Origin of the sequence: Sodaliphilus pleomorphus (assembly GCF_009676955.1) — a bacterium.
In the GTDB taxonomy this organism is placed as follows: domain Bacteria; phylum Bacteroidota; class Bacteroidia; order Bacteroidales; family Muribaculaceae; genus Sodaliphilus; species Sodaliphilus pleomorphus.
In genome coordinates, this window is record NZ_CP045696.1 from 1,574,976 (window position 1) to 1,592,788 (window position 17,813).

The following is a 17,813-nucleotide window of genomic DNA, read 5'->3' on the forward strand; positions in this document are numbered from 1 at the left end:
AGCGCTGAAAAAGCACGGGGTGTAGCGCAGTTGGTTAGCGTGCCACGTTCGGGACGTGGAGGTCGGAAGTTCGAATCCTCTCACCCCGACTTTTTTTGAAAGCCTGCGGGCAAAACATTGTGTCCTTCCACAGCTGTGTGGAGGGACACTGTTTTTTTTCTCGCAACCAGCCTGTCAAAAACACGGCTGCCCCCATTAAACTTTCGCGCCCGAGGGCAGTCATATCGTTACAAATATTGGTTGTTTTTAATTTTTAAGTTATCTTTGCAATTGGTGTAAAACACAAAACGACAATGAAAGCACTCAGATCATATATTGCAGCCTCTCTCGTGGGCCTGGCAGCCTGCCTGGCCACCGTGGCACAGGCACAGACACTGCGCGACGCCAGCTACCACAACATAGGGCGCATATCGCCCAACGGCGTGGTGCGCAACAACAACCAGCAGTCGATAGGCTTCTTCGACAACGACGGCACCGTGCGCAACCGCAACAACAAGGCAGTGGGCAAGGTGAAGAACCTCGCCATCTACAACACGGCCGGCACCCGCATGGGCTATATCAACGCCGACGGCACCGTGCGCGACGGCGAGAGCCGCGTGCTGGGCTACATCGAGAAAAACGGCAAGGTGACCGACGCCTCGCACAATGTGATAGGCTATGCGCAGGGCGTGGCCTACGAGTGGGTGGCCTGCTACTTCTTCTTCGGCTTCTTCAATTAGAGGTGAGCCCGCGGGCCACCGCCCGCCCCCTCCACACACACATACAATCAAGCACCGCTTATATACACGTTAAAGCAAAGACAACTTAACCATTAACTACAACAATACGAGAAATTTATGAAACGCATTTACCTGCTGGCGACACTCGTGCTTGCTATAGCCGTGAGCGCGCCAGCTCAGTTTGTCATGCCCAGCGACTCGGTGCTGCGCCGCTGGGCCGCCCAGATGCTCATGGTGGGCTTCAAGGGCAACAGCATCGACGCCCAGAGCGACGCCGCACGCTATGTGCGCGACCTGCACGTGGGCGCCATCGTGCTCTTCGACGTCGACCTCACCGGCGATGCCACCCTGGGCAGCCGCAACATCACCAGCCGCGAGCAGCTGCAGCGCCTCACCAGCGACCTGCAGCGCCTGGCCGATGAGCCCCTGCTCATCGCCCTCGACCAGGAGGGCGGCAAGGTGGCACGCCTCAAGCCCCAATATGGCTACGAGCCCATCGTGAGCGCCCAGTACCTGGGCCAGCTCGACAATGCCGACTCCACACGCTACTACGGCCGCCTCATGGCCCGGCAGCTCGGGGGCAGCGGCGTCAACGTCGACCTGGCACCCGTGCTCGACCTCTACAACCCCGATTGCCCCGCCATAGGCAAGCTGCACCGCAGCTACGGCGACAGCCGCGCCGTGGTCAAGCACGCCCGCATCACCATCGACGAGCTGCACAAGCAGCACGTGCTGTGCACGGCCAAGCACTTCCCCGGCCACGGCAACGCCATGAGCGACTCGCACTGGGGCTTTGTCGACGTCACCTCGACCTGGAAGCCCCAGGAGCTCGAGCCCTACAAGAAACTCATCAAGAAGCACAAGCTCGACCTGGTGATGACCGCCCACATCTTCAACCGCAACATCGACCCCGACTACCCCGCCACCCTCTCGCGCAAGACCATCTACGGCCTGCTGCGCCGCCAGCTGGGCTACGACGGCGTGGTGGTGACCGACGACATGTATATGGAAGGCATCATCAAGCAATACAGCATCGAAAACGCCCTGGTGCTGGCCATCAACGCCGGCGCCGACCTGCTGTGCGTGGGCAACAACATCAACACCGGCTTTGAGCCCGACCGCCCCTTCAAGCTGGTCGACATCATCGTCAAGGCCGTGAAGCAAGGCCGCATACCCGTGGGGCGCCTGCAAGAGAGCTACAACCGCCTGCAGCGCCTCAAGAAGAAACTGTAATACACTGATTCAGAGCCATCACAGCGGGCAACGAATAATCGTGACGGTTATTTCTTGCCCGTTTCGTTTTTTTAGCTATCTTTGCAGTCCACAACATCAACCATTGTTCATAACAATTATCACTGTAAATAAAACAACTACCCATGAGCAACGACAAGATTAAACTTAATGCTAACCAAGTGGTGGCCTTCCTGCAGAAGTCACCCCAAGAATTCACCAAGGCCGACATCATGCGCTTTGTAGAAGACAACGGCATCAAGATGGTCAACTTCCTCTATCCCGGCGGCGACGGCAAGCTCAAGACACTCAACTTTGTAATCACCGACCGTGCCTATCTCGACACCATCCTCACCTTCGGCGAGCGCGTCGACGGCAGCAGCCTGTTCTCCTTTATCGAGGCCAGCAGCAGCGACCTCTATGTGCTGCCCCGCTTTGCCACCGCCTTTGTCGACCCCTTTGCCGAGATCCCCACGCTCGACATGCTGTGCTCCTTCTTCGACAAAGACGGGCACCCCTTCGAGAGCAGTCCCGAGCACACCCTGCGCAAGGCCGCACAGGCCTTCACCCAAGTCACCGGCATGCAATTTCACGCCATGGGCGAGCTCGAGTACTACGTGATACAGGAAGACGACGGCCTCTTCCCGGCACGCGACCAGCACGGCTACCACGAGTCGGCCCCCTATGTGAAGACGGGCAGCTTCAGGCAGCAGTGCATGAGCTACATCGCCCAAGCCGGCGGCCAGATCAAGTATGGCCACAGCGAGGTGGGCAACTTCCACCAAGACGGCCTCATCTATGAGCAAAACGAGATCGAGTTCCTGCCCGTGCCCGTGCTCCAGGCTGCCGACCAGCTCATGGTGGCCAAGTGGATCATACGCAACGTGGCCTATAGCCAGGGCCTCGACGTGACCTTTGCTCCCAAAATCACCACCGGCAAGGCCGGCAGCGGCCTGCACATCCACATGCGCATGGTCAAGGACGGTGTCAACCACATGCTGCACGAGGGCAAGCTCAGCGACGAGGCCCGCCGCATGATTGCCGGCCTCATGGACCTCGCTCCCAGCCTCACCGCCTTTGGCAACAAGAACCCCACCAGCTACTTCCGCCTCGTGCCGCACCAGGAAGCTCCCACCAACGTGTGCTGGGGCGACCGCAACCGCTCGGTGCTCGTGCGCGTGCCCCTGGGCTGGACTACCGACGTCGACATGTGCAGCATCGCCAACCCGGCCCAGACACCGCAACACCGCGACGCGGCCTTCAAGCAGACGGTGGAAATACGCAATGCCGACGGCAGTGCCGACATCTACCAGCTGCTCGCCGGCGTGTGCGTAGCCGCCCGCCACGGCTTTGAGATGCCCGATGCCCTCGACGTGGCCCAGCGCACCTATGTCGACGTCAACATTCACGACAAGGCCAACGCCGGCGTGCTCGACAAGCTCGCCACCCTGCCCGACAGCTGCGTGGCCAGCGCCGCCTGCCTCGAGCGCCAGCGCGGCATCTACGAGCAGGCAGGCGTGTTCAGCCACGGCATGATCGACGGCATCATCGCCGAGCTGCGCGCCTACGACGACACGAGCCTGCGCCACGACATCGAGAGCAACCCCGACGCCGTCAAGCAGCTCGTAGACCGCTACTTCCACTGCGGCTAAGCCTGCCGCACTCCCCCGCAACACAAGTCCACAGCACCCGGCGCCGCTCAAGACAGCCGGGTGCTGTTTTCCTGCAACAATGGGGGCGGCATTTAAACTAAAATTAATACTTCGCGTGCACAACATAGCAAAAGTTGCACTATCTTTGCGCAATGATTAGGAAATGAGGACAACTCTGTGAAACATCTCTACACTGTCATATTACTGGCTTTCACTGCACTGTGCATGTCGCTGCCCGCCGTGGCGCAAGTCGACCTGGGCACCGACATTTCCAACGTCAACCTCTCGCCCCTGCGCGACGTGTACCGCGGCTACCACCTGGCCACCGACCCGCTCACCGGCCAGCAGACGATGTGGATCGACATGCTCCCCGTCATCATCTACCCCAACGAGCGCTTCCGCAACAAGGCCGAGGAAGCCTTCTACTGGAAGACCGTGCGCGACGTGAAGCGCGTGCTCCCCTATGCCAAGCTCATCAACCGCACCCTGCAGGAAACCTACGAGTACCTGGCCACCTTCGACACCAAGCAGGAAAAAGACGCCTATCTCAAGCACTTTGAGCACGACCTCTACGCCCAGTACAAGCCCGTGATGAAGAAACTCACCAAGAGCCAGGGCAAGATGATGATCAAGCTCATCAACCGCGAGACCAATCAAAACTCCTACAGTGTGATCAAGGCCTTCCTGGGCACCTTCAGGGCCGGCTTCTGGCAGACCTTCGGGCGCTTCTTCGGCGTCAACCTCAAGACGGGCTACAATCCCGGCAAGGACAAGACCGACGCCATGATCGAGCGCATATGCGTGCGCGTGGAGCAAGGCCAGCTATGAGCCGCAGCAGCCACCCCCCGCACAGTTATCAAGTCTACAACATCTACACCCCACAGCCATTATGCATAAAATCTTCACCCTTCTCGCCGCAGCCATCGCCATTCCATGCACAGCCTGGGCCGGCTACCCCTCACCCCAGTTGCAGAAGGCCATCGAGGCCTACAACCAGGAGCACTACGAGAGCGCCCTCCAGCAGTTCACCGCCATCGTGACCCAGCAGCCCCGCCAGGGCTACGCCTGGGGCTACATCGCCCGCATCAGGCAGCACAACGAGCAGCCCGGCCAGGCCCTCGAGGCCGGCCGCAAGGCCCTTGAGCTCGTGCCACAGCCCGACAGCGTGTTTCGTGCCAGCCTGCACGCCTGCATGGCCAGCAGCTATGCCGCCACACGCGACACCGCCGCAGCTCTCGATGCCCTCGACCATGCAGTGGCCCTCGATGCCCACGACCCCGACTACCGCTACCAGCGCGCCAGCCTGCTCATGAAGCATGGCCGTTGCAGCCAGGCCGAGACCGACTACCGCTATCTGGCCCAGGCCGACACCCTCAACCCCGACGGCCTCATGGGCCTGGGCACCGCGCTCGACTGCCAGGGCCGCGCGCAAGAGGCCCTCGAGGCCTTCGACCAGGCCATAGCCCGCTTTCCTGCCGACGACGGCGCCCGCGCCTTCCGCGCAGCGCAGTACTTCAACCTGCGGCGCTACAGCGAGGCTGCCGACGACGCCATCCACAGTCTCGAGCTCAAGCCCGACAACCGCCACGCCCTGTGGGTGATGAGCAACCTGGCCGCCGTCGACGCCACGGGCCTGGCCGCCAAGCTCAAGGCCAAGCAGGCCGCCGACGCGGCCCATGCCGGCTACTGGGCCAGCCTCATCAACCAGTTCACCCCCGCCCCGTAAAGCCGCACGCCCCCCGGGCACGACATGGCGCAACATGGGCCGCACGCTCATGCTGGCGGCCAACGCACACACACAAAAAGGGTGAAGCCCTCGAGCCTCACCCTTCAAGTATTAATCTAATTATTCAAGAGCGCACCTCCCGGTGCTTTTGTTCATTATCGCTATCGATTTACTATTGCAATTCAATATCGACTGCTCATAGCACAAGGGGCATGCCGCTGCAGGCGATGCCCCTGCACACACTGCCATGTTACTTCTCGGGCAGCGTGAGTATCTCGCTATAAGCGCCCAGGTCGTGGTTCAAGCTCAACACGATGTGATGCAGCTTGCAGTCGAGCACATTGCCGGTCTTGGTGCCGGTGCCCACCACAGCTACAGGGCCATAGCCCGTATAGGTCCAGGCCTTCTGCTGGGGCACGGTCACGGTGTTGTCGCTGTTGACCTTAAACATCACGTCGTAGCCTTTCTCGTAGCAGTTGACAGCCTTGTACACGTCGTAGCCCTTGGCCTTGAGCACTTCCACCTCCCAGGTGGAAGGGTTGCCGCTATCGTCGCCCATCGACTCCGAGGTCAGCTTGCCGGTGCCCAGTTCTTCCCACTCATAGTCGCGCGTCACACTTAAGGTTGTCGCGTACACATTGCCTGTGGTGCCGCTGTGGTGAATGGTGGTGTCGGTCGTGGCCTTGACGTCGTCGGCCAGCTCCACGGTGAAGCTATAGGTGTTGCCAAATTCCATGTTCTGCGCCTTCACCTTTATCACGGCAGTGCCTTGCCCGTCGGCAAAGGTTACCGAGCCATGGCCCTCGTCGACAAACACGTCGTCGCCCTTGAAACTGTAGGCAACCGTGTACTCACCCTTTGTCTTGGAGCGCACCACTTGCACGCTATACTCGCCGTCGGCTTCACTCTGCTTCAGCGCTATGGTTGAGGTCTGCATGGCCACGTTTTCCTGCTGCGCGTTATAAAGCTCGGCCACATTGTCGGTGTCGCACGAGGTGGTGAGCAAGCCCGTAACCATGAGGGCAGCTCCCAATATATATCTTGCTATCTTCATCATTTACTCAATTTTAAAGTTAACGGTTATTTCAAGTCGCCCACCGGGTTTTGGTCGGTCGAGGCATTCATGTTTGCGTTGCCGTCAAACTCGGCCTGCGGTATCGTGAGCACCCACATGTAGGACTCAGGATTGTCGGTGGGGCGAGTGGTCAGCAGCTCACCCGTGGGGAAGCCCTGTGCCGAGGTGCGCCTGAAGCCCTGCTCGAGGCGGCGTATGTCGTAGATGCGGCCAGCCTCGCCCCACAGCTCGATGCGGCGCTGCAAGATGATCTCGTTGAGCAGCGAGTGGGCATAGGCGCCGGTGAACTGGTCGCTCGTGAGCGTGGGCAGGCTCGAGCCGCTGTACTGCGAGGCGTCAAAGTTCGGGTCGCGCTTTGCCATCAAGGCCGAGAGATACTGGCGGGCCTGGGCGTCGTCGCCAGCGTGGCAGTAGGCCTCGGCAGCGATGAGATACATCTCCTCGACGCGCATCCACACGTAGTCGCCCTCCCACGTAGCTATGTTGGAGAAGTGGAACTTGTCTTGCTCATAGCCGCCAGTGCTGTATTTCGAGTTGGGATCCCACCATGCGCGGCGCGTGTCGGTGCGCGACATGTGGTTGTAGAGGTCGAGGTTGATCTGCTTGGGAGCGCGACTGCCGTGATACAGGGTGTCGACCATGGCAAACAACGAGGCGTACTTGCCGGCCTGGTCGGTCACAATCTTGGCACCCCACATCACGTTGCTGGCTTTCACGCTGTTCATTCCAGCAAAGTCCTTCACAGGCAGTATCTCCTTGCCGCTGGCAGCGATAGCCTTGACGGCAGCATCGGCAGCAGTGGTCCAGTCTTGCTCGGTGAGAGCGATGCGGGCCTTCAGACCCAAGGCCACGGCATAGCCAATGTGGCTCACGTCCTGCTGGCTGGTGCCCTGCAGCAGCTCAACGGCCTTGTTGATGTCGCTGTTGATTTGGTCATACACCTCCTGGTTGGTGGCACGCGGCTGGCCGGTGGTGCTGGTGAAGGTGGGACCGGTGTACAGGGGCACGCCCGGCTCGGTCTTGTGGTTGGCATAGTTGCGGGCAAAACTCTGCTCGAGCATGAAATAGGAGTAGGCGCGTATGGCATAGGCCTGGCCCATCACATAGTCTACAGCCTTGGCATCGCCGGCCATCGTGCTCTGGGCAGCGATGATGTAGTTGGCATTGGCAATCCAGGTGTAGTAGGCCTTCCACAAGTCGTAGCTGCGGAAGGTAGAGCGCGTGTAGAAACTCTTCATGTTGTAGACCGCGTCATACCAGAACCAGCCGCTGCCCATGGCGCCCATGATCATGTCGTCGCCCATGACCTCGGCCATGAGATTGTAGGCCGAGATGCCGAAGGTCTGGGCAATGTTGCCCGTAGTAGTCCAGCCCGGGGTGTACATCGAGCGGTAGATGCCGTTGAGCGGGACAAGTGCATTGGTGGCATTGGCAAGCAGTGTCTCTCCCGACATGGAGTCGGTGGGAGTAGTGTTGAGCTGGTCTTCAGAGCATGCGCTCAGCCCCAGCACAACCGCACCCAGTAATGCATATTTAAATATCTTGTTCATAATGTTTTAGCCAATTTTTATTATTGTTGTTGTCATTCTGTGTAACACAATCGTTAGAAATTGAGCTCAAAGCCCACTTGCAACGTCTTGTTGGGCGTGTAGGAGAAGTCGGTTGAGCCCGAGAAGTTGTATTGCGGATCCATGCCGTTGAGATGACTCCACAGCGCCACATTGTCGAACGAGCCAAACACGCGCACGCCCTGCAGGCGGGCCTTGCTCACCAGTGCCTTGGGCAGGCTGTAGCTCAAGGTGATGTTCTTGATGGCAAAGTAGGAAGCGTTGATCAGGAAGCGGTCGTTGGTGATGTTGGTGCCGGCAATCTCGATGCGGGGCACGTCGGTCACGTCGCCTGGCTTCTGCCAGCGGCGCAGGGCTGCCTGGTTCCACGTCTGGCTGTAGTAGTTGTAGTCCATGGCGGTGGCGTAGAGGCCGTCGTAGATCTTGCCGCCTATCGAGTAGGTGGTGAGCACGCTCAGGCTCAAACCTTTCCAGGTGAGGTCGGTACCCACACTGCCGAAGAGGTCGGGGATGCGGCTGCCCATGTAGTACTTGTGGTTGGCGGCCACGCTGTAGTCGTCGGTGATATACTCGCCGTTGACGCTGCCGTCGTCGTTCATGCTCTCATAGGCGTAGTAGAGCTGTGCACCCGTTGCGGGGTCGACACCTGCCGTCTTGGCCATATAGAACGTGTTGATGGGGTTGCCCACCTTGGTGCTGTACACGCCGCTTATGAGCTCGGGCGACTCGGTGGTGAGCTTGAGCACCTTGTTGCTCACAGTGTTGCCCATGAGCGTAATGTTCCACTCCAGGTCCTGGGTGCGCACCGGGGTGAGGCCGAGCTGGATCTCGATGCCCTGGTTGCGCATGTTGCCCACGTTGGCATAGTAGCCGCTGAAGCCCGTCGACAGGGCCATGGGGAATTGCAGCAGCATGTGGGTCGTCTTCTTGTAGTACCAATCGGCGTTCAGGCGCACGCGGCGGTCGAGGAACATGCCCTCGACACCCAGGTTGAGGTTGCCGTTTTTCTCCCACGAGAGGTCTTTGTTTTCAAGACTGGCGATGATGGCGCCCTTGTTGCCGGCGTTGGCAAACTGCAGGTCGTAGAGCGACTGCCAGGCATAGTAGGTACCCACGTTGTCGTTGCCCTGCATGCCGTAGCTGGCTTTCACGCTCAGGTTGTTGATCCACCTCACGTCTTTCAGGAAGCTCTCGCTCGAGACGCGCCAGTTGGCGCCCACCGACCAGAAGGTGCCCGTGTGGTTGTCTTTGTAGAAGCGCGACGAGGCATCCTGGCGCAGCGAAGCCGAGATATAGTAACGGTTGTCGTAGTTGTAGTTCAAGCGGCTCAACCACGAGTTGATGCGGTAGTCATACTGGTAGGAGTCGGCACTGTTGATCGTGGTGCCCGGGCGCAACTCGAGGATGCCGTCGATGAGGTTGGTCTTGCTGGCCTCCAGGTAGTTGTACTTGTAGTTGTAGAACTCGTGGCCCACCAGCACGTCGATGTTGTGCACGCCGCCCAGGGTGCGGGTCCACGTGAGCAGCTGGTTGAAGGTATAGGACTGCGTGCGGCCGTTGACCTTGTAGAGCATGCCACCGGCATTGGCCTGGTTGCCGTGCTTGGAGTTGAGGTAGCGCACACGCTCGGTGTTGTTGTAGTCGAAACCGAAGTTCATCGAGAATTTCAAGCCCTGTGCCCAGCCATACTTGGCCAGGTCGCTGCCGAATACCATGCCTGCACGCAGGCCGGCCACATCGTGGTCGATCTTGGCCTTGTCGAGCAGCAGGCTGCCCAGCGAGCTGAAGTCGTTGAGCGAGCCCGGACGGCCGCCCTCGCCCCAGTCATACTCGGCCTCGCCGTTGGCGTCGACCACATTCTTACCCTGGGCATCCTTGAGATAGACGGGAAACAGCGGGTTGATAAACTGGGCCGTGTACCACACGTTGCTGTTGGCCGTGCCGTCATAGTCGCTGAAGTTTTGCGTGGTCCAGGCCAGCGTGGTGTTGAGGCTGGTCTTGAACCAGTCGGTGACCTGGCTGTCGGCGTTCACACGCGCGTTGTAGCGCTGGAAGCGGGTGGTCTTCAATATACCGTTCTCGTTGAGATAACCCAGCGACATGAGGTAGTGCGACTTCTCTGAGCCGCCCGACACCTCGAACTGGTGCTCGGTGCGGAAGGCGTTCTTGCGGGTCACGCTGTCATACCAGTCCTCGTTCCAGGCACTTTGTGCGTCGGCCTGCACTTGGCCCGTCGAGGGGTCGATGATGGTGTCCCAGGTGTAATTCTTGAAGGGGTTGTAGAGCTCGCCGCCCAGCGTGCTCCCCAGCGAGGCGCGGGCTGCGGCCTCGGCCTTGGCCCAGGTGTAGCCCTCGTTGTATACATAGCCGTTGCGCAGGCCCTCATACACGAGCTGCACATACTGGCGCTGGTCGACATTGTCGTAGCGCTTGATGGCGCGGTTCGACCAGCCGAAGGTGCTGCGCCAGGTCACGTTGGCCTTGCCCTCCTTGCCTTTTTTGGTCTGTATCATCACCACACCGTTGGCGCCGCGCGCGCCATAGAGGGCGCCGGCCGATGCATCCTTGAGCACAGTCATGCTCTCGATGTCGGAAGGGTTGATGCTCGACAGGGCACCGTCGTAGGGGATGCCGTCGACCACATAGAGCGGGCTGTTGCTGGCGTTGATCGACCCGAAGCCACGTATCACGATGCTGGGCGACGAACCGGGCTGGCCCGTGCCGCTGGTCACCTGAATACCGCTCACGTTGCCCTCAAGGGCCTTGGTGGCGCTGGTCACAGGGCGCAACTCCAGCTTCTTGTTGCCCACGGCCTCGGCAGCGCCCGTAAACGAGGTCTTCTTGCTCGTGCCATAGGCCACGACCATCACCTCGTCGAGCTGCTCGCCCTGGCTCTCAAGGGCCACCTTGATGCCGTTGACGGCTGCCACCGTCTGGCTGGCATAGCCCACATAGGACACGGTTAATGATTTCACACTGTTGGGGATGTCAAGGCTGAACTCGCCATTGAGATCGGTTGCAGTACCATTGCCGCCGCCCACAGGTTGCACTGTGGCGCCCATCAATGGCTCGCCGGTAGAAGCATCGACAACTTGCCCCTTGATCACCGCGGCGCTGGCGCCCAGTGCAAGCGACAATACTGCTACTACTAATAGAAACAGCTTCTTCTTCATACAGTAAACAATTAAAATTAATACTTAGACTTAAATAAAATTTTCAAACACATATATTATATAGAGCTAAAGAAAGCAGGGTATAGAGCACCCTGTGTAAAACGTTTCTTTGCTTTAAAAAGTGAGACCAAAACTTCAGGTCATAGAGCCATTTCAAAACACTGCATTCCACTATAAAATGCACAATTGCCGCTAAACTAACAAATCAAAACAAACAAGCGTGTCAAAACTTTCATTTAGTCGTTTAATTTTTGCAAAAATAGCAATAGTGTACTTTTTTGCCAAGGAAATACCCCACTTTAACCATTTCGCTCAAAAATAGTACAATCAACCCAGGCAAGGGTGGACCGAAATGTTAAAATCAACACCGTTTTAACATTGGCTTTTTAACAGTATAACGAATAAAAATGCACATTTTTTCGGGTTAGTCAACTCTCTATGTGCCAATCTGCCTATTGATAAAAACAATAAAAATATAAATGTGCTATTGTTGTTTTTTTCGATTAAGTCTCATCGATATCGACAGCTTTTCGTCTTGTTCTCAGTTGCTCTGCCCATGTGTAAGCACTCAAACAAACAGTATCCAACATGAAAATGGTCTCCAGTTACACCATTGTGCAACTGGAGACCATCGATTAGATTAGGAGGATAGTGACAATATTATTGGTCTACCCCAATTATCTTACAACCTTGAAAACCGTGTTTTTTCCGTTGTTATTCTTGACATTGACGATTAAAACGCCTTTGCCCATATCCCTAAGACTGATACGGGCCTCAGGAGAATGTGTATTGACCAAAATCACACCTGACACGTTTGCTATCGTAACCTCCTTTATGAGTTCCGGGCACGAGAGAACAAGATCATCACCTTCGATCGACACCCCTGCATCGTCGCTATTGACATTGGATACCGAAGTGGAGGTCTTATCAATAATTTGAGATATAGATTCGATCGACTCCTTGCTGCCATATTTGGCCACTACAGAATAACTATATCTGCCCGGTTCAAGCTCAGCGTAGCCAGCGTCGGTCCATTTTGTATCAGATACTGAGGCCACCTTTTCGGCTTCAATCTTATTATACTCATGTGTGAGTCGATACACATCATAAGTCGCACTCTTGCGGCCGGCAAAGTCTTCTGAAACAGGTCCGCGAGAAAGCTCTGAGCCCTTCCAGGCGCCCAGATCTTTACCATATGCTCGAATCATGAAATGCAAGTTGCCGTAAGTCTGCATATCGGAGAACTGTACTGAGAAACCGTCGCCTGCATAATAACACTGGCCGGGAGCAAACGGATATTCTCCAGTAGGCTCGCTGACTCCTATATTCATGAAGCCATCACAGGTTATGAATACCATAAATCCATCTGCTTTGACTTTGTACGGGAGCTTGTAGGTGGTCCAAGCATTATCTACATAGGGTATATCTTTGGCAGTAAACAGTATATTATTTTTGTTTGGCTTGCCGTCGGGCAGCAGCCCGAAAATATATACATTGAACTTGCCATGCCCTGCTGGTGCAGATCCCACGTAGAAACTTACCTCATTTATTTCGGAATTTTGCTTAAAGCATGCTCCTGCACCGATCTGCTCTCCGGCATTCTGCCAACCAACAAAATCTTTGGCAACGCCACTGTCATGAGAGTATTCTACAAGGGGGATACCCCAAGATACAGAGCAGCTTTTTTGATCATCGCTAACTATGGCAGTAGGCTGTTGTGCTTTTCCTGCCTTGTAATCCAATTCAAAGTCTTTACTGAGGTCAGCGTTTACACTTATCTGGTTGTGATAGGTGTAGAAATAAGGCTGTTCTGCCGTCAGTACATACTCGACGCCTGTCTGTCCAGTCACTCCAGGTATTGTATAGTTGCCATTGTTATCGGTAATGGCCGATAGCTTGTCATATCCCTCAAGGGTTATAGCCACGTTGGATATTCCTGTACCCTCATCGTTTATGAATTTGCCCTTTACTGTGTATTTCGGGTAAGCCTCGAGGCTGACATTGATAGTGGTCTTTCCACCGTCACTCACAGTAGAGACTGCACTTGTGGCATCACGGTAGCCATGAGCAGTTACAGCTACCGATACATCACCTACTGCAACTCCAGAAATTTCATATTGACCCTCAGCATCAGTCACTGCCGAGAGTTTGCTTCCAGTCACTGTCACCTTTGCACCCTTCACAGGAGAGCCATCTTTGTCAGTAATCTTGCCACCCAACTCACCAACAGGTCCATACACTATATTGAAGAGTGTCTCTGGGAAAGCACCAATCTTGTCTATCACTTTATTGTCATTGCCAAACACCTTGCCTGGTATTAAGGAAGAGCTTGACAGCGAACGGATGTCACCCTCGTCCTTGCAGAGCCATAGCTTGTAGTATATGCCATACATGAAATTGTCACTCTTTCTGGTGGTCATCACTACAAGGTTACCCCCCTTATAATCATAAGGCTTTTCAAAAGGAATCACCATGGTGTTTGTACCCGTAGGGAAGTAGATGTTTCCGTCAAATACTTTCACAAATTCACTGTCTGGAATAAACACTCCGTCAGAGAGATCGTCTTTGTCAGTCTCTGCAACATATAACTTGAAATTATCAGAGTAGTAAGGTGTTTTCAGCGCTGTCAGATAGGCTATAGAATTGATAGTACCCTTATTTGAACCTATATCGCTTGCCCTATAGATAGTCTGGTTAATGCACTCGTATGAGTTGAAGTCTACTGGGAGCCTCATAGCTCCTGTCCACTCCTTACCCTTATTATCTATTACAGAACGATTGTCTTTCGGGAGTACGACAATATTCAACTGAGAAGAGGTATTATTGGCTTCGTCTGCATCCCCATCGTTGTGGTATGTGGCTATAAGACGATAAGCCCCTGCACGCTCGGGAGTCCACTTGACTTCAACAGGGGTAGTGGCATTGCCGGCAAGTTTCGGACAATTTACCTGTGTGAGTTCATCACCTGTAAAATCATCTGAAACAATGATTTTGCCACCCTCTATATCAGTTTCGCTATTGTTGACCACTTCCACTGTATAGGTTTGCTCTTTGCCTGGATTGGCCATTGTCGGGCCGTGGAGTATTGCTAATGCCGCATCGTTGGAAGGAGGAGTGCCGATTAAAACATCATCGATCATCAGGTTGTAATCATACGATTCTTTAGCATAAAATGCTATGCAGACACGTGCTGTTTTGCCCTTATACTTTTCTGGCAGTTGCAGTTTGAGCTGTTGCCAGTCTCCAGTGATGGAAATACTGTCAGTCTTATCCGGGGCTAACGACCATATTTCATCCCATTCACCTTCATCGTTAGAGACTCGCACTGTAGCCGTCATCTGATTTACGTCGGCCGCACCACTATTTGTATAAGCCTTAAACCAGAATGAGATATTGGGATTTTCACCTAATTTGACATAGTTGGTTTTGAAACCCATGCCGGGAAGGTCTTGAGTGGGTTCGGCATAGGATGCAGTGCTATACCATGCCATTGTACCGCTGTGAGCTCCATATTCTTTGAGTACAAACGTCAAACGCGACTAATCCCATCCTGATGGTTTCCCATTTTCAAAGCCTTCTATAATCACATCTGATACAGGATATTTGACACCTTCGGCGTGAATCGGTATGGTAACCTCAGGCTGTGTCACATCGTTGGTCCCCAGCTTGAGGAATCCTTCATAAGCACCTTCGGATATACCCTTGAGTTTTATCTCGATACCACCTGATTCCCATTGGCCAAGCTCTAAGGGAAGCCCAGTACAAGTGATTTCAGGACTGGACTCTTTATACCAAATTTTCAGTGTACTTGTTCCAGAATTGAGGACTTCAATCTTTTGGGTTGCTGCCAACAATGGATCTACTTTTCCAAAATCTACTGATGAATCATAAGAAACTCTGGGGTCCTTACCATCAGAGATGCGTACATTGTCCAGGCACATGGTGTTAGCTCGACTTGGAGAGGAGCAGTGGAATCCCAAGCAATAATCACCTGGAGCTATATTTCCAAGCTCATAATACAGTGTATGCCAGTAATCTATATCCTCCTGCAGATCCTTTTCCAAAGTAAGGACAACATCGTTTTTGGATTGAGACGAACACAACACCACGCTTATCTTCGACACGTATGTGCCATCAGAAATATGTGGCATGTAAAGTTGTGCGTCTACCACAAGATTTGAATCAGTGATGTGCACCATCGGAGAGAACAACCAGGTATCGTGGTCAGTCTCAAAATCGCCACCAAGTACATATGCGCAATTATAACCTGATACGGCATTCACATTCAGGCGTCCTGCAGCCCATTTGTCAGACGGTTTTCCGGGAGTAGACACGGTAACCCATCCTTGAGGAAGGCCTGTTGAGTCGTCAACTGTCTCGAAATCTTCAAATAGATAGTTGTCGCGCATCACTGTTTTATTCGGGCCGCGACTTTGTGTAGCTTTTGCCGTCGGAGACCCGTCGACATTTAACGGCAGCAGATAAGACGCCCCTGTCGTACCACCGCTTTGTGTATGCCATGAGATTGCCGCCATAACAATGAGGGGCAATGCCAAAAGCATAACAAAAGAAAGAGTTCTTTTCATAATTTGGTTTTTTAGTTAAACATGATAAAATTCACTATCCAAAATTATTTCCAAGAATCTTTTGATCCAAAAAGTTAACTTCCGTATTTTACAAATTGTAAAAAATAGAATTTTTTTGTTACAACAACACACTAACGATCAACACTTTGCTTTAGTGAGAACTTGCGAAAAGCCACTGGCGTGACACCAGTGGAAGCCTGAAATGTCTTGTAGAATGAAGAGGTGGAACCGAAACCGCACATTGAGCACACCTCCTGAACCGACAGGTTCTGGCGAGAGGAGTCGCTGAGAAGGCGTATGGCTTCTTTTACTCTATAAGAGGCTATGAATTGAGAGTAGTTCATGCCACAATTTTCTTGAAGCAGTTGAGTGAAATATGTGCGATTCGTTCCCAGACGCTCAATGACACTTTCACGTGTAAGGGTTTTGTCAGCATAAAGCCTGTCGACAATCATCATTCGGCATAGACGATCGTAGATATCTTTGTTGTGAGTCTTCTTGTCTGATGAGGTCGCATGCTGATTCCCATCACCTGATACATCGGTACCTGAACTGATACCAAGACATAAACTGTCTATTTTATCCTCGGCAGCCACTGTCTGGCGGGTTGAGGCTACAACACTTCTCATTAGTTTCTCGCGCCGCCGTCGAGATACCACCATATAAATTATAACTGAGAAAAGACATAATGCCAGCATTCCCAAGGCTGCACTCATCCAGATTTGATGGCTTAGACGCAATCGCCTCATCTCTGAAACATTCTCTTTTTGGGCCATTTCTTGAAGCAAGGCGTGTTCGGCCGAAAGCTGTTTACGCATTGTTTCACGTGACGACTGTTGCTCGAGACTGACCATATGGATTGCCTCAAGAGCCTCATTCGGAGAATTAGTGTGATAATAACATTGAGCCATTAGTTCGTAGACATCCGACATATAGCCATAGGAACTGTATTGGCGGGATACATCCTTCGTGTGTTTTAACGACTCAAGAGCCGATCTATAGTCGCCCATTGCCATGTATATTCTTGCCATGCAAAGCCAGGCCTGAGGAAGCATTGTAGCCTGTGACGGCCCAAGACGTTCAATTCCTTCTTTAGCCTCGTTCAATGCTTTCAGATGCTCGCCACGGTCGAGCGATATATAACTCTGTGTCAATGCGAGCACTCCATCATGGTGAAAGTTGTACTTGTCGTTGATTGAGATAGCTATGTCAAGGTATCGTTCTGCCTCTACGGGATTTCCTGCAATTTGGTAAAGCGATGACAGGGTTTGTGCCCCACCCATCATATAGTGCATGTTATGTGTCTGACGGCCGTATTCGTAAGCGTACTTGACTGTCTTTATGAAGGAGGTATCTCTTGTCAGTGTTGCCAATGCTCCAAGATTAATAGATGCTGCTGCTACCTGGCGGTAATTGGCCGCCTTTTCGGCCAGTTGCTTGCTTTTATAAAAACATTGCTGAGAAGAGAATATATTGTAATTGACTCTTGCCTCATAGATGCCTTTTAAATTTAGGGCATAAGCCCATATAGTGTCATTGCTGTTATTGATTGCAATATTCTGCGCTTTATTCAAATATTCCTTTGCTTTACTGGCTTTTCCTCCAGTAAGCTCACAGGCAGCAAGGCAAATATAAGCATAAGACTCAGCATTCTTGTCATTCTCAGCGCGAGAAAGATCCAAAAAAAGTTCTGCCTTTTGCTTTAACGAATCATAATCATTGTGATAGATTAGCCAATAGCACTGTTCATGAAGATTGTATAATGACTGGGATCGCTTATTAGTTCTGCCGCAGGAAACTACCTGAATGAAGAAAAAAGTAATTAAAAAAATGGGCAGTATTCTTTTCACCTTATTTACGCAACTGACGCGTAAATTGTTGATGATGTTTTTATAAACATCTGACAAACAATATGTTTCAAAGAATTTTGTCATTTATACAATTACCATTGATATTGTGGTACATAGTAAAATCAAGTACAATTCTACGTGATATTACAAAGATAGCAATAAAAGCCAAAAACATGGCTCCTTGCGACGGGATTATTTATATAATGAGCCAATTCATGCGCACAGCATCAAGTG

At 53.4% G+C, this 17,813-nt stretch carries 11 protein-coding genes and 1 tRNA gene; 6 read left to right on the plus strand and 6 right to left on the minus strand.

Annotation, left to right across the window (positions count from 1 at the left end; genetic code table 11):
* Positions 1 to 15: 15 nt before the first annotated feature.
* From GF423_RS06425 to GF423_RS06450, 6 genes are all read left to right on the plus strand, one after another.
* Positions 16 to 89 (plus strand) — tRNA-Pro (locus GF423_RS06425).
* Positions 90 to 293: 204 nt separating this feature from the next.
* Positions 294 to 719: a 5-fold beta-flower protein gene (locus tag GF423_RS06430; RefSeq protein ID WP_154327572.1), complete on the plus strand. Its 426-nt coding sequence runs from the start codon at positions 294 to 296 to the stop codon at positions 717 to 719.
* A 117-nt stretch (positions 720 to 836) separates the two neighbouring features.
* Entirely contained in the window at positions 837 to 1,952 is a 1,116-nt protein-coding gene (locus GF423_RS06435) for a glycoside hydrolase family 3 protein (protein ID WP_154327573.1), read from the plus strand.
* Positions 1,953 to 2,095: 143 nt separating this feature from the next.
* Positions 2,096 to 3,601, plus strand: a complete 1,506-nt coding sequence (locus GF423_RS06440; RefSeq protein ID WP_154327574.1) for a glutamine synthetase family protein — start codon at positions 2,096 to 2,098, stop codon at positions 3,599 to 3,601.
* Between the two features lie 177 nt (positions 3,602 to 3,778).
* On the plus strand, positions 3,779 to 4,429 hold the full coding sequence (locus GF423_RS06445; protein ID WP_241004968.1) for a DUF4294 domain-containing protein: 651 nt from the start codon (positions 3,779 to 3,781) through the stop codon (positions 4,427 to 4,429).
* Positions 4,430 to 4,490: 61 nt separating this feature from the next.
* On the plus strand, positions 4,491 to 5,327 hold the full coding sequence (locus GF423_RS06450; RefSeq protein ID WP_154327575.1) for a tetratricopeptide repeat protein: 837 nt from the start codon (positions 4,491 to 4,493) through the stop codon (positions 5,325 to 5,327).
* 250 nt (positions 5,328 to 5,577) lie between these two features.
* Here GF423_RS06450 and GF423_RS06455 read toward each other — a convergent pair whose 3' ends face one another.
* The 6 genes from GF423_RS06455 to GF423_RS06480 all read right to left on the minus strand — a co-directional run bounded on the left by GF423_RS06455 (position 5,578) and on the right by GF423_RS06480 (position 17,663).
* Positions 5,578 to 6,384, minus strand: coding sequence for a hypothetical protein (locus tag GF423_RS06455; RefSeq protein ID WP_154327576.1), 807 nt, complete (start codon positions 6,382 to 6,384; stop codon positions 5,578 to 5,580).
* Between the two features lie 23 nt (positions 6,385 to 6,407).
* Positions 6,408 to 7,952, minus strand: coding sequence for a RagB/SusD family nutrient uptake outer membrane protein (locus GF423_RS06460; protein ID WP_154327577.1), 1,545 nt, complete (start codon positions 7,950 to 7,952; stop codon positions 6,408 to 6,410).
* Positions 7,953 to 8,005: 53 nt separating this feature from the next.
* Positions 8,006 to 11,143: a SusC/RagA family TonB-linked outer membrane protein gene (locus GF423_RS06465; protein ID WP_154327578.1), complete on the minus strand. Its 3,138-nt coding sequence runs from the start codon at positions 11,141 to 11,143 to the stop codon at positions 8,006 to 8,008.
* 677 nt (positions 11,144 to 11,820) lie between these two features.
* Positions 11,821 to 14,676 (minus strand): carboxypeptidase regulatory-like domain-containing protein, encoded by a 2,856-nt coding sequence (locus GF423_RS06470; RefSeq protein ID WP_262885007.1) that lies wholly within the window; start codon positions 14,674 to 14,676, stop codon positions 11,821 to 11,823.
* 6 nt (positions 14,677 to 14,682) lie between these two features.
* Positions 14,683 to 15,729 carry a choice-of-anchor J domain-containing protein gene (locus tag GF423_RS06475; RefSeq protein ID WP_154327580.1) on the minus strand — a complete coding sequence of 349 codons (1,047 nt, stop codon included), beginning with the start codon at positions 15,727 to 15,729 and terminating at the stop codon, positions 14,683 to 14,685.
* A gap of 131 nt (positions 15,730 to 15,860) precedes the next feature.
* Positions 15,861 to 17,663, minus strand: a complete 1,803-nt coding sequence (locus GF423_RS06480) for a helix-turn-helix domain-containing protein (protein WP_154327581.1) — start codon at positions 17,661 to 17,663, stop codon at positions 15,861 to 15,863.
* Positions 17,664 to 17,813 lie beyond the last annotated feature (150 nt).